This is a genomic window from Vibrio sp. (genome assembly GCF_050299255.1).
Taxonomy (GTDB): domain Bacteria; phylum Pseudomonadota; class Gammaproteobacteria; order Enterobacterales; family Vibrionaceae; genus Vibrio.
Genome location: NZ_JBNKVP010000004.1, coordinates 126,960 through 140,132 on the forward strand (window position 1 = coordinate 126,960; position 13,173 = coordinate 140,132).

At 50.7% G+C, this 13,173-nt stretch carries 11 protein-coding genes; 9 read left to right on the forward strand and 2 right to left on the reverse strand.

Features of this window, described 5'->3' with window-relative positions; genetic code table 11:
- Positions 1–78: 78 nt before the first annotated feature.
- From ACQY6F_RS03020 to crr, 3 genes are all read left to right on the forward strand, one after another.
- Positions 79–336: an HPr family phosphocarrier protein gene (locus ACQY6F_RS03020; RefSeq protein ID WP_004415108.1), complete on the forward strand. Its 258-nt coding sequence runs from the start codon at positions 79–81 to the stop codon at positions 334–336.
- A 134-nt stretch (positions 337–470) separates the two neighbouring features.
- Positions 471–2,192, forward strand: a complete 1,722-nt coding sequence (ptsI, locus tag ACQY6F_RS03025; protein WP_428772098.1) for a phosphoenolpyruvate-protein phosphotransferase PtsI — start codon at positions 471–473, stop codon at positions 2,190–2,192.
- Between the two features lie 106 nt (positions 2,193–2,298).
- Entirely contained in the window at positions 2,299–2,808 is a 510-nt protein-coding gene (gene crr, locus ACQY6F_RS03030; protein WP_428772099.1) for a PTS glucose transporter subunit IIA, read from the forward strand.
- An 80-nt stretch (positions 2,809–2,888) separates the two neighbouring features.
- Here crr and ACQY6F_RS03035 read toward each other — a convergent pair whose 3' ends face one another.
- A complete protein-coding gene (locus tag ACQY6F_RS03035; protein ID WP_428772100.1) occupies positions 2,889–4,037 on the reverse strand; it encodes a 2-octaprenyl-3-methyl-6-methoxy-1,4-benzoquinol hydroxylase in 1,149 nt (382 codons plus the stop codon).
- Between the two features lie 248 nt (positions 4,038–4,285).
- Here ACQY6F_RS03035 and miaB point away from each other — a divergent pair, with 248 nt between their 5' ends.
- The 5 genes from miaB to lnt all read left to right on the forward strand — a co-directional run bounded on the left by miaB (position 4,286) and on the right by lnt (position 9,859).
- The gene (gene miaB / locus ACQY6F_RS03040; RefSeq protein WP_428772101.1) at positions 4,286–5,710 is read left to right on the forward strand and encodes a tRNA (N6-isopentenyl adenosine(37)-C2)-methylthiotransferase MiaB; all 1,425 of its coding nucleotides are present in this window, start codon (positions 4,286–4,288) and stop codon (positions 5,708–5,710) included.
- Positions 5,711–5,780: 70 nt separating this feature from the next.
- Positions 5,781–6,878 (forward strand): PhoH family protein, encoded by a 1,098-nt coding sequence (locus tag ACQY6F_RS03045; RefSeq protein ID WP_428772102.1) that lies wholly within the window; start codon positions 5,781–5,783, stop codon positions 6,876–6,878.
- Complete coding sequence (ybeY, locus tag ACQY6F_RS03050) at positions 6,878–7,342, forward strand: rRNA maturation RNase YbeY (RefSeq protein WP_428772103.1); 465 nt, start codon at positions 6,878–6,880, stop codon at positions 7,340–7,342. The genes ACQY6F_RS03045 and ybeY overlap by 1 nt, the downstream gene beginning before the upstream one ends.
- A gap of 65 nt (positions 7,343–7,407) precedes the next feature.
- Positions 7,408–8,307 carry a CNNM family magnesium/cobalt transport protein CorC gene (corC, locus tag ACQY6F_RS03055; RefSeq protein WP_428772104.1) on the forward strand — a complete coding sequence of 300 codons (900 nt, stop codon included), beginning with the start codon at positions 7,408–7,410 and terminating at the stop codon, positions 8,305–8,307.
- 31 nt (positions 8,308–8,338) lie between these two features.
- Entirely contained in the window at positions 8,339–9,859 is a 1,521-nt protein-coding gene (gene lnt / locus ACQY6F_RS03060) for an apolipoprotein N-acyltransferase (protein ID WP_428772105.1), read from the forward strand.
- A gap of 84 nt (positions 9,860–9,943) precedes the next feature.
- On the opposite strand, the gene ACQY6F_RS03065 is transcribed toward lnt, so the two are convergent.
- Complete coding sequence (locus tag ACQY6F_RS03065) at positions 9,944–10,414, reverse strand: zinc ribbon-containing protein (protein ID WP_428772106.1); 471 nt, start codon at positions 10,412–10,414, stop codon at positions 9,944–9,946.
- A 120-nt stretch (positions 10,415–10,534) separates the two neighbouring features.
- Between ACQY6F_RS03065 and leuS the strand changes: the two genes are divergently transcribed.
- Positions 10,535–13,111 (forward strand): leucine--tRNA ligase, encoded by a 2,577-nt coding sequence (gene leuS, locus ACQY6F_RS03070; protein WP_428772107.1) that lies wholly within the window; start codon positions 10,535–10,537, stop codon positions 13,109–13,111.
- Positions 13,112–13,173 lie beyond the last annotated feature (62 nt).

Consider the following 13,173-nt stretch of genomic DNA (forward strand, 5'->3'; position numbering starts at 1 on the left):
GTAGCAGATTAGTTCTCCTGCAGTTAAGCTTTTTCTGGTAGACAAGTATCAAAAAATAAATCAATTGGGGTATTAAAAATGTACGAGAAGCAAGTAGAAATCACTGCAGAAAATGGTCTTCACACTCGTCCAGCTGCACAATTCGTAAAAGAAGCAAAAGCTTTTGATGCGGACATCACTGTGACTTCTAACGGTAAAAGCGCTAGCGCAAAAAGCCTGTTCAAACTACAAACACTAGGTCTGGTAAAAGGTACTGTTGTTAGTATCTCTGCCGAAGGTCCACAAGCACAACAAGCTGTTGACCACCTGGTTGCTCTGATGGATCAACTGCACTAATCCACAGTATCACTTCGAAGCCATTTTGTGAAAGCAAAATGGCTTCATTAAAAATAGGCTACAGTTAAGCTAAGTTTTACTCGTTAGCTCTAACGCTTACACTCCGTTTACGATGACCAATTTAAGGTAAGGCTATGATTTCAGGCATCCTAGCATCTCCTGGTATTGCTATTGGTAAAGCACTACTACTTCAAGAAGATGAAATTGTCCTAAATACAAACACTATCTCAGATGATCAAGTCGACGCTGAAGTTCAGCGCTTTTTCGATGCGCGCGCTAAATCCTCTGCGCAGCTAGAAACGATCAAACAAAAAGCTCTGGAAACATTCGGCGAAGAGAAAGAAGCGATCTTTGAAGGTCACATCATGCTTCTTGAGGACGAAGAACTAGAAGAAGAAATCCTGGCACTGATCAAGAACGACAAATTGACAGCAGATAACGCGATTCACTCAGTGATTGAAGAGCAGGCAACAGCTCTGGAATCGTTGGATGATGAATATCTGAAAGAACGTGCCACCGATATCCGCGATATCGGCTCTCGCTTTGTTAAGAACGCTCTGGGTATCAACATTGTGTCACTCAGCGACATCCAGGACGAAGTTATCCTGGTTGCGTATGATTTGACACCGTCTGAAACCGCACAAATTAACCTGCAGTACGTGCTGGGTTTCGCCTGTGATATCGGCGGACGCACTTCGCACACGTCAATCATGGCCCGCTCTCTTGAGCTGCCGGCGATTGTAGGTACCAACGACATCACCAGCAAAGTGAAAAATGGTGACATGCTGGTTCTGGATGCCATCAACAACAAGATCATCATCAACCCATCAGATGCTGAGTTGGAACAGGCGAAACAGGTTCAGGCCGCTTTCCTGGCTGAAAAAGAAGAACTGGCCAAACTGAAAGACCTGCCAGCAGAAACGTCAGACGGTCACCGCGTTGAAGTATGCGGCAACATCGGCACAGTAAAAGATTGTGATGGAGTACTGCGTAACGGCGGTGAAGGCGTTGGTCTGTACCGTACTGAATTCCTGTTCATGGATCGCGATGCTCTGCCAACTGAAGAAGAGCAGTATCAGGCTTACAAAGAAGTGGCCGAAGCGATGCATGGCGAAGCGGTCATCATCCGTACTATGGACATTGGCGGCGACAAAGATCTGCCGTACATGGATCTGCCAAAAGAGATGAACCCATTCCTGGGTTGGCGTGCAGTCCGTATCAGTCTGGATCGTCGTGAGATCCTGCGTGACCAGCTACGTGGTATTCTGCGTGCATCTGCTCACGGTAAGCTGCGTATCATGTTCCCGATGATCATCTCTGTGGAAGAAATTCGCGAGCTGAAACAGGCCATTGAGCAGTACAAAGCCGAATTGCGTGAAGAAGGCCTGGCCTTTGACGAAAACATCGAAGTTGGTGTAATGGTCGAAACCCCGGCTGCTGCTGCCATCGCGCATCACCTGGCTAAAGAAGTGGCGTTCTTCTCAATTGGTACTAACGACCTGACCCAGTACACGCTGGCTGTCGACCGTGGTAACGAGATGATTTCACATCTGTACAACCCGCTGTCACCTGCCGTTCTCACCGTTATCAAGCAGGTCATTGACGCTTCTCATGCTGAAGGTAAGTGGACCGGCATGTGTGGTGAGCTGGCTGGTGATGATCGCGCCACTCTCCTACTCTTGGGTATGGGGCTGGACGAGTTCTCCATGAGCGGCATTTCTATACCAAAAGTGAAGAAAGTCATCCGCAGTGCCGATTTTGCCAAAGTAAAAGCGATGGCAGAAGAAGCGCTGGCAATGCCAACGGCCGCTGAAATTGAAGCTCACGTTGAAAAATTCATCGCTGAGCATGCATAATCATAATGGATACCAATAAGATAGACGGCTAAAAGTAGTCGTCTATCTTCTGAGATTGGTATACTATAATTCGACAGAATTAAAATAACCTTAGGAGCATGACACAATGGGTCTGTTTGACAAACTTAAGAAGCTGGTATCGGATGACAGCGCTGATGCTGGTGCAATTGAAATTATCGCACCGCTATCTGGTGAAATCGTAAACATCGAAGATGTGCCTGACGTTGTTTTTGCAGAAAAAATCGTTGGTGACGGTATCGCTATCAAGCCTGCAGGCGACAAAATGGTAGCTCCAGTTAACGGCACTATCGGTAAAATCTTCGAAACCAACCACGCTTTCTCTATTGAGTCAGACGACGGTGTAGAACTGTTCGTGCACTTCGGTATCGATACTGTTGAGCTGAAAGGTGAAGGCTTCACTCGCATCGCTGAAGAAGGCCAAACAGTTAAAGCTGGCGATACCATCATCGAATTCGATCTGGCACTGCTGGAAGAAAAAGCAAAATCAACTTTGACTCCTGTTGTTATCTCTAACATGGATGAGATCAAAGAACTGAACAAACTGTCTGGTTCAGTTGTTGTAGGTGAAACTCCGGTTCTGCGCGTAACTAAATAAGCGCTCATCTCGCACCTATTTTAAAGCGCTGCCCTCGGGCAGCGCTTTTCGTTTATCTGTTTCTCTATAAGTCCGCTCAGTTACAAACCCAGCGCATAACGCAGCACCTTCTGCTTAAGCGGCCCGGAATGTTCGGCCAGTTTTAATGCCGCATTACGCAGCATTTTCAGCGGCGTAACATCGTTACTGAACGTTTTATAGAACACGTCCATGCCGGTTTGCATCAGCAGGTTATCTGGCCGGCGGCGGCACTCATACTGGCGCAAGGATTTTTCATCCAGTTCCCCCTGTTCACTGACCTCCAAAAGTGCAGCGACATCTTTAAAGCCAAGGTTCACGCCCTGTCCGGCTAACGGATTTATCGTATGCGCGGCATCCCCCACCAGCACACAGCTATTTGCCGAGTATCGCTGGGCGTGACGCCTGGTTAAAGGGAAGGCTCCCTGACTGAGTACCTGGATATCGCCCAGTTCAGTGGGGAAATGTTCCAACACTTCCAGGCGCAGCTGCTGCGCCGGCATCGCACAAAGCTGCTGAATACGTTTTGGCGCATCGTACCAGACCAGTGAGGCCTGGTGACCGCACAGTGGCAACATGGAGCGAGGGCCATGCGGGGTAAACTGCTGCCAGGTGATATCCTGCTGTGGTCGCTCTGTCGCGACGTTGATCAACATGCAGTGCTGACGATAATCCCAGGCGGTCACTCCGATGTCGGCAAACTGGCGAACTTGCGAATTGGCGCCATCAGCCCCCACCACCCAACGGGCGGTTAACTGTTCACCAGACGCCAGCTTCAGCACCGGCTGTCCGGATAAATTGAGCGACTGGAGCGAATCAGGGCAGAACCGTTTCAGCTGCGGATAGTGTTGGAACTGCTGCCACAAGCCCAACTGAATAATTCGGTTTTCAACAATATAGCCCAACTGTTCCAACTGCATGCTGTCAGCATCAAATCGGGTTCGACACTCGGGGTGCTCCCAGGTTTCCAGCCGGCGATACGGACAGACCCGCATTTCACTGATGGCAGACCAGGCGCCAAGCTGTTGCAGTAATGATACTGAATTGGCTGAAATAGCCGAAACGCGCAAATCCATCGGCTGCTTGGCTTCAAACGGTTGAGGCGCGTTAGCTTCTATTAAGGCCACCGTTCGGCCCTGTTTGGCAAAACCGATCGCTACGGCCGCACCGACCATGCCGCCGCCGACAACGGCAATATCAAAACTGTTCATATTATGTACTTTATAATTTGTTGACAGAGCAGAGAGTTATTGTACGGATTCAGCCACAAAAAGTAACCACAAAACCTTATCCGGTTTGTGGACTAAAACCAGCAATATCAACGCTTGCTAGATTTTTGTGAGATCACTGGTCAGTTGGTTTTTAAAGCAGTACAATACGCCGCTTACCGCCGCGATGGCGGCTATAATATGAGCAATAGCTCAGCTGATTTAAGAACAACTGTACGAGCGAAAGTGAGATGAGTAAGAAACTGCTAATTAAAACCTGGGGCTGCCAGATGAACGAATACGATTCATCCAAAATGGCCGATTTGCTGAATGCAGCCAACGGCTATGAGCTGACGGAAGAACCAGAGGAAGCAGATGTATTATTACTTAACACCTGTTCAATTCGCGAAAAAGCACAAGAGAAAGTGTTTCACCAGCTGGGTCGCTGGAAAACCCTCAAAGATGCCAAGCCGGGTGTGGTAATCGGTGTTGGTGGCTGTGTCGCCACCCAGGAAGGCGACCACATCCGTGAACGAGCACCGTTTGTCGACGTTATTTTCGGCCCGCAAACCCTGCATCGTCTGCCTGAAATGATCAAGCAGTCTCAGTCCGATCACGGACCGGTGATGGATATTTCATTCCCGGAAATCGAAAAATTCGATCGCCTGCCGGAACCGCGCGCAGAAGGGGCGACCGCCTTTGTTTCCATCATGGAAGGTTGCTCAAAATACTGCACTTACTGCGTGGTGCCTTACACTCGAGGTGAAGAAGTCAGCCGTCCGATGGACGACGTGCTGTTTGAAGTAGCACAACTGGCAGAGCAAGGCGTACGTGAAGTTAACCTGCTTGGTCAGAACGTTAACGCCTATCGCGGCCCGACCCACGATGGTGAAATCTGCTCTTTTGCCGAGCTGCTGCGCCTGGTGGCGTCGATTGACGGTATTGACCGCATTCGCTTTACTACCAGCCACCCGCTGGAATTTACTGACGATATTATCGCGGTATACGAAGATACTCCCGAGCTGGTGAGCTTCCTGCATCTGCCGGTACAGAGCGGCAGCGATCGCATCCTGACCATGATGAAGCGCCCGCACACCGCGATTGAGTACAAATCGATCATCCGCAAGCTACGCAAGGCGCGTCCGGATATTCAGATCAGCTCAGACTTTATCGTTGGTTTCCCTGGCGAATCTGACCAAGATTTTCAAGACACCATGAAGTTGATCCGCGATGTCGATTTTGACATGAGCTTCAGCTTTATTTTCTCACCACGCCCAGGCACGCCGGCTGCAGACTACCCGTGCGATCTGAGCGAAAAGGTGAAGAAAGAGCGCCTGTACGAACTGCAGCAACAGATCAACAGCCAGGCAATGCGTTATTCACGCCAGATGTTGGACAGCGAACAGCGTATTCTGGTTGAAGGTCCATCGAAGAAAAACCTGATGGAACTGCGTGGTCGTACCGAAAACAACCGGGTTGTTAATTTCGAAGGCTCTGCCGAGCTGATCGGTCAATTCGTCGACGTAAAAATCGTCGATGTCTTCCCGAACTCTCTGCGTGGTGAGCTGATTCGTACCGAACAAGACATGGACCTGCGGATCGTGACTTCTCCGTCAGAAATGATCGAGAAAACACGCCGTGAAGATGAGTTGGGTGTTGCCACTTTCACGCCCTAGACTCGTATAATAGCCATAGGGAGCCCGGTCCCAATCGGGCTCTCAAAGATGGCAACAATGAGAGGCTACATTGAGCAATAAAATCGTAACTCTGGAAATCCACCTGGAACCTTCCGACAATCACCGCCTGGCCAGCCTGTGCGGCCCTTTCGACGACAATATCAAACATCTTGAACGCCGGTTAGGGGTAGAGATCAGCTACCGTGGCAACTTTTTTACCATCGTAGGTAAACCTCACACCTCAGCGGCGGCACTGGACATTATCAAAACCCTGTATGTCGAGACTGCCCCGGTTCGCGGCCAAATCGCCGATATCGAACCAGAAATGATCCACCTCGCCATTAAAGAATCCGGCGTACTGGAGCAGAACACTGAATCGGCTATCGAGCACGGTAAAGAAGTCTTTATCAAGACGAAAAAAGGCGTAATCAAACCACGGACACCGAACCAGGCTCAATACCTGGTCAATATGGTCACCCATGACATCAGCTTTGGTGTCGGCCCGGCCGGTACCGGTAAGACCTATCTGGCAGTCGCGGCTGCAGTTGATGCCCTGGAACGTCAGGAAATCCGCCGTATTCTGCTCACCCGCCCAGCGGTAGAGGCCGGTGAAAAACTGGGCTTTCTGCCAGGTGACCTGAGCCAGAAAGTCGACCCTTACCTGCGTCCGCTGTACGACGCCCTGTTTGAAATGCTCGGTTTTGAACGGGTTGAAAAACTGATTGAACGTAACGTGATTGAGGTTGCACCGCTGGCCTACATGCGCGGACGTACCCTGAATGACGCTTTTATCATTCTGGATGAAAGTCAGAACACCACCGTCGAACAGATGAAGATGTTCCTGACCCGCATCGGCTTCAACTCCCGCGCCGTCATTACCGGTGACGTGACCCAGATCGACTTGCCACGTGGTGCCAAATCGGGCTTGCGTCATGCCATCGAAGTACTGCATGAAGTGGATGAAATCAGTTTTAACTTCTTCCAGTCTGATGACGTTGTTCGTCACCCAGTGGTTGCACGTATCGTCAACGCGTACGAGAAATGGGAAGCGCAGGAACACAAAGAACGCAAAGAGTACGAAAAGCGTCGTCGTGAAGAGCGTGAAGAGAAACAAAGCATTGCCTCTGCCGCTGGCGTTTCTCAAACCGGTCCCGAGGCGAAAAGTTAATGAGCATCGAACTAGATTTGCAATTGGCGGTCGAAGATAGCATCGGCTTGCCGGATGAGAGCGATTTTCAGCACTGGCTGACCCAGGCTGTCACCGCGTTCCAGCCGCAAGCTGAAGTTACCATCAGAATCGTCGATCAGGCAGAAAGTCAGCAGCTCAATCATGACTATCGCGGCAAAGACAAGCCAACCAACGTGCTCTCTTTCCCGTTTGAGGCGCCCGAGGGGATTGAACTGGATCTGCTTGGCGATCTGGTGATCTGCCGTCAGGTGGTTGAACAGGAAGCCCGCGAACAAGGTAAGCCGTTATTGGCCCATTGGGCGCATATGGTTGTACATGGCAGTTTACATCTGCTAGGTTATGATCATATAGAGGATGATGAAGCGGAAGAGATGGAAGCTCTCGAAACGCAAATCATGCAGCAAATGGGGTTTGACGACCCTTATCTCGCCGAAAAAGAGTAAGCGCCGTCATACCGCGCTTGATGTGAGCTATCACACATTTGATAGCATTAATTTAAAGAGAAACAATGAACGACGATCATTCTCCCTCTGCGCCGAAAGGCGAGAAAGAAAAATCGGAAGGTCCGAGTAGAAAGTCCTTTTTAGGACGCCTTGGCCAACTTTTTCAGGGTGACCCCAAAGACCGCCAGGAACTGGTAGAGGTTATCCGGGACTCTGAAGTCAATGATCTGATCGACCATGACACCCGCGACATGCTCGAAGGAGTGATGGAAATATCAGAAAAACGGGTACGGGATATCATGATCCCGCGCTCACAGATCGTTACCGTCGATCGCAATGACGACCTCGATCAGCTGATCCACCTGATGACCGATGCCCAGCACTCCCGTTACCCGGTCATCAGCGAAGATAAAGACCACGTCGAAGGTATTCTGCTCGCCAAAGATCTGCTCAAATACCTTGGATCCGATAGCGAACCGTTTGATATCAAGCAAGTTATCCGCCCGGCGGTGGTGGTTCCGGAAAGTAAACGGGTCGACCGTCTGCTTAAGGAGTTCCGCGAAGAGCGCTACCACATGGCAATCGTTGTGGATGAATTTGGCGGTGTGTCCGGTCTGGTGACCATTGAAGACATACTGGAAGAGATCGTCGGCGAAATCGAAGATGAATTTGACGACGAAGAAGAGCAAGACATTCGCCAACTGAGCAAACATACCTTCTCAGTTAAAGCCCTGACCACTATCGCGGATTTCAACAGTAACTTTGGTACTCAGTTCAGTGCCGATGATGTTGATACTATCGGTGGGATAGTGATGACGGCTTTTGGTCACCTGCCCTCTCGAGGTGAAATTGTTGAAATCGATCGTTACTCATTTAAAGTGACCGCGGCTGATAACCGTCGTGTCGTTCAATTGCAGGTCACCATACCGGATGAAGAGCCCCTTCCTCAGATACTCGAAGAATAGTGATATAGCCCAGTCCCGGGATTCCGATACAATGAAATCAAGCTTGCTATCCCGTACAGCTCGGCCACTTCTGGCCGCGCTGGTGGGCCTCTGTACCACGTTTGCATTCGCACCTTATGCCATCTGGCCACTCGCCATCATCAGTCCGGCCATACTGCTGCTGTTACTGGCGAATCAGAGCGGTAAACGGGGTTTCTGGATCGGCTATGGCTGGGGGATGGGCCTGTTTGGCTCAGGAATCAGCTGGGTACACGTCAGTATTGATACCTTTGGCGGTATGCCTAAAATGGCCAGCTTGGCGTTGATGGTGCTACTGATCGGCTATCTGGCGATCTATCCGGCGATCTTTGGTGCTCTGCTCAACCGTTTGTTCCCAACGGAAAGCCGCCGGCGCTATTTTCTCGCCGCGCCCGCCTTATGGCTGCTCACCGACTGGGCCCGAGGCTGGGTAATGACCGGCTTCCCCTGGCTCTGGCTAGGTTACAGCCAAATCGACTCCCCTTTGGCAAACTTTGCCCCGCTGGCTGGTGTGGAACTGATCACCCTAATCGTGATGCTGGCTTCGGCCGCCATTGCCCTGGCTGTATCCAGGCGCCAACCTTCACTGCTGTTGATCCCGGCGGTATTGTTGTCGACCGGATTCGGTTTGAAACAGTTTGATTGGGTTAGTGTTGACCAAAGCAACAAAACCTCGGTGGCGCTGATACAAGGCAATATTGCCCAGGCGCAGAAATGGCTACCAAGCCAGCGCTGGCCCACCATCATGAAGTATACCGACCTGACTCGTGACAATTGGGATGCTGATATTATTATCTGGCCAGAAGCGGCCGTTCCGGCGTTTGAGTTTGAAATCAGCTCCTTCCTGACCAACCTGGACTCAGCTGCCCGTTATAACGACAGCGCCGTGATCACCGGGATATTGAACCAGTCGCCGGACAAACAGTATTACAACAGTGTACTGGCAGTAGGTAACACACCTGACGGTGAGTACCAGCTGGACTACACCCAACGTTACCATAAGTATCATCTGCTGCCATTTGGTGAGTTTGTCCCTTTCGAGCAGTGGCTGCGTGACCTGGCACCCTTTTTCAACTTGCCGATGTCCTCGTTTACCGCCGGTGAATATATTCAGCCCAACGTAGTGGCTAATGGCCGGCATATGGTCGCGGCGCTCTGCTACGAGATCATTTTTAACGAGCAGTTGCGGGACAACGTCACCGACCAGACCGATTTTATTCTGACCCTGTCCAATGATGCCTGGTTCGGCCGCTCTATCGGCCCGTTGCAACATATGGAAATTGCTCGCCTGCGGGCTCTGGAACTGGGAAAACCGCTGATTCGCTCGACAAATAATGGCGTCACTGCGGTAACCGATCACCGCGGTAACATTATCAAGCAGCTGCCTCAGTTTACTACCGGGGTGCTACGCGCCGAGTTATACGCGACCGAAGGCAAAACACCTTACCTGATGGTAGGTCGCTGGCCGCTTTACATATGGGTATTATTGGCACTGGTGTTCGCGGGATGGCTCTCTCGCCGAAAACTGGCCTAGCCACTAGCCGTCCAGACCAAGTCAAAAGAGGCATTCGGCGCTTGTCACTCGCGCCGAATGCCTTCGCTAAATACCAATACTTGTTCAGGGTTTGAGTGGTTTACGGCTGAAACCGGTATGACCACACTTGATACAAGGTATGATGACCGTAGGGTGGGTATATTGGGTTTGATGACCGCACTCATCACACACCAGGGTACCCAGCCCGATCACTTCCCCGGCCTGATACAACCCCTGATGTTCAAGATCAGAAAACAGCTCCATCCACTCCACTTTGGTTCGATCGGTGATGTCTAGCAACCCTTGCCAGATGGAGTCGGCAATCATCACATAGAAGGGGCCGCTTTTAGACTGCTCATAGTTCTCCGCAAACTCCTTCAGGTCTGATTTCACGTAAGCCGAAATCAGTGCCATCTCATCTTTGGTCATGTCATTGGCCGCTTCCACCACTTTCTCGGAAGTTTCCAAAACACGATTAATTTCGTCGGGGCTGTGTTTCAGCGTTTCGACGACATCTTCCAACAGCTCTTCATAACCTTCTTTACGTTTTGGCATAGCGACCTCCCTTGACACAGATTGCTATTGTTGTGCTCCGTTGCTTTAGGTATTCTATGGCGATCTATTAAAGTCTGTTCTAACTGAACTCACAAATTCCAAGATAACCGGATATCATCGATGCAAGAGCAATACAACCCGCAAGATATTGAACAGAAAGTTCAACAGCACTGGGAAAACAACAAGACCTTTGTTGTAAGTGAAGACCCAAATAAAGAAAAATTCTACTGTCTATCCATGTTCCCATACCCAAGTGGCCGACTGCACATGGGTCACGTGCGCAACTACACCATCGGTGATGTTGTCTCCCGCTTCCAGCGCTTGCAAGGTAAAAATGTTCTGCAACCAATCGGTTGGGATGCCTTTGGTCTGCCGGCGGAAAACGCCGCGGTAAAAAATAACACCGCCCCCGCTCCTTGGACTTATGAAAATATTGAATACATGAAAAACCAGCTAAAATTGCTGGGTTTTGGCTACGACTGGGATCGCGAATTCGCCACTTGTACTCCGGAATACTACCGTTGGGAACAAGAGTTTTTCACCAAGCTGTACGATAAAGGCCTGGTTTATAAAAAGACCTCATCGGTCAACTGGTGTCCTAATGACCAAACCGTACTGGCTAACGAACAGGTAGAAGACGGCTGCTGCTGGCGTTGTGATACACCGGTTGAACAGAAAGAGATCCCGCAGTGGTTTATTAAGATCACCGCTTATGCTCAGGAGCTGTTGGACGATTTAGACAATCTGGATGGCTGGCCTGAAATGGTCAAAACCATGCAGCGCAACTGGATTGGCCGCTCTGAAGGCGTTGAGCTTAAGTTCCAAGTGAAAGACCAAGCTCAAGATCTAGAAGTTTACACAACTCGTCCTGACACGCTTATGGGTGTGACTTACGTGGGTATCGCAGCAGGCCATCCTCTTGCAGCATTAGCAGCAGAGAACAACCCAGAGCTTGCAGCATTTATCGACGAATGTAAGAACAACAAAGTGGCGGAAGCGGAACTGGCCACGATGGAGAAAAAAGGTATGGCGACCGGTCTGACCGCCATCCACCCACTCAACGGCCGTGAAGTGCCGATTTACGTCGCTAACTTCGTCCTGATGGATTACGGTACCGGTGCGGTTATGGCCGTTCCGGCCCACGACCAGCGCGACTACGAGTTTGCCACCAAATACGGTCTGGATATCGTGCCGGTCATTAAGCCTGCCGACGGCAGCGAGCTGGATATCTCCGAAGCCGCATACACTGAAAAAGGCATCCTGTTCGATTCCGGCGAATTCGACGGACTGGAATTCAAACCCGCTTTTGAAGCCATCGCGGCCAAACTGGAAGCACAGGGCAAAGGCAAGACTACTGTAAACTTCCGTCTGCGCGACTGGGGGGTTTCCCGTCAGCGATACTGGGGCGCGCCAATCCCTATGGTCACCACTGAAGATGGCGAAGTTCACCCGGTTCCGGCAGATCAACTGCCTGTAATTCTGCCAGAAGACGTGGTAATGGATGGCGTGACCAGCCCGATTAAAGCGGATAAAGAGTGGGCGAAAACCACCTTTAACGGCGAGCCTGCCCTGCGTGAAACCGACACCTTCGACACCTTCATGGAGTCTTCCTGGTATTACGCCCGTTACTGTTCGCCACAAGCCAATGATATCGTCGATTCTGAGCAGGCCAACTACTGGCTGCCGGTCGATCAATACATCGGTGGTATTGAGCACGCCTGTATGCACCTGCTATACTCACGCTTCTTCCACAAACTGCTGCGTGATGCCGGTTATGTCACTTCCGATGAGCCGTATAAGCAACTGCTGTGTCAGGGCATGGTACTGGCAGATGCCTTCTTCCATACCAATGACAAAGGCACCAAAGAGTGGGTTGCACCAACCGACGTAACAGTTGAGCGCGACAGCAAAGGCCGCATCGCAACAGCGGTGGATAACCTTGGTCGCAGCGTTGAACACTCGGGCATGATCAAAATGTCCAAGTCGAAGAATAACGGCATTGACCCACAAGAAATGGTCGACAAATACGGTGCCGATACGGTTCGCTTGTTTATGATGTTTGCCTCTCCGGCAGACATGACCCTGGAGTGGCAGGAATCGGGCGTTGAAGGGGCAAACCGCTTCCTGAAACGGGTCTGGAAACTGGTTAAAGAGCACACTGAGAAAGGGGCTGCCACTGCGGTAGACGCCGCTGCACTCTCCTCCGAGCAAAAAGCGCTGCGCCGCGATGTACATAAAACCATCGCCAAAGTGACCGACGACATTGCCCGTCGCCAGACGTTTAACACCGCCATTGCCGCGATCATGGAGCTGATGAACAAACTGGCCAAAGCGCCACAAGAGTCGGTTCAGGATCGTGCGATTCTGGATGAAGCGCTGAAAGCGGTTGTCGCCATGCTGTACCCAATTACCCCGCACATCAGTTTTGAAATGTGGCAGGCACTGGGTGAACAGGATATGGATGCCGCCCGCTGGCCAGGTTATGACGAACAAGCACTGGTTGAAGATGAGAAACTGATCGTGGTTCAGGTCAACGGTAAACTGAGAGCAAAACTCACGGTTGCCGCAGATGCGAGCAAAGAGCACGTCGAGCAGTTAGGTCTGAGCGATGAGAACGTAGCCAAATTCACCGATGGCAAAACCATCCGTAAAGTCATTTACGTGCCTGGTAAGCTGCTGAATATCGTCGCGAACTAATCTGTATTCGCACAGTCAATAAACAGGGGGCAGCATTGCGCCCTGTTTATTTATCTTAGCTT

What these genes read in the sequence shown, in the direction of transcription:
- ACQY6F_RS03020 (WP_004415108.1), top strand. Translation starts at nt 79, where the DNA reads ATGTACGAGAAGCAAGTAGAAATCACTGCAGAAAATGGTCTTCACACT.
- ptsI (WP_428772098.1), top strand. Translation starts at nt 471, where the DNA reads ATGATTTCAGGCATCCTAGCATCTCCTGGTATTGCTATTGGTAAAGCA.
- crr (WP_428772099.1), top strand. Translation starts at nt 2,299, where the DNA reads ATGGGTCTGTTTGACAAACTTAAGAAGCTGGTATCGGATGACAGCGCT.
- ACQY6F_RS03035 (WP_428772100.1), bottom strand. Translation starts at nt 4,037, where the DNA reads ATGAACAGTTTTGATATTGCCGTTGTCGGCGGCGGCATGGTCGGTGCG.
- miaB (WP_428772101.1), top strand. Translation starts at nt 4,286, where the DNA reads ATGAGTAAGAAACTGCTAATTAAAACCTGGGGCTGCCAGATGAACGAA.
- ybeY (WP_428772103.1), top strand. Translation starts at nt 6,878, where the DNA reads ATGAGCATCGAACTAGATTTGCAATTGGCGGTCGAAGATAGCATCGGC.
- corC (WP_428772104.1), top strand. Translation starts at nt 7,408, where the DNA reads ATGAACGACGATCATTCTCCCTCTGCGCCGAAAGGCGAGAAAGAAAAA.
- lnt (WP_428772105.1), top strand. Translation starts at nt 8,339, where the DNA reads ATGAAATCAAGCTTGCTATCCCGTACAGCTCGGCCACTTCTGGCCGCG.
- ACQY6F_RS03065 (WP_428772106.1), bottom strand. Translation starts at nt 10,414, where the DNA reads ATGCCAAAACGTAAAGAAGGTTATGAAGAGCTGTTGGAAGATGTCGTC.
- leuS (WP_428772107.1), top strand. Translation starts at nt 10,535, where the DNA reads ATGCAAGAGCAATACAACCCGCAAGATATTGAACAGAAAGTTCAACAG.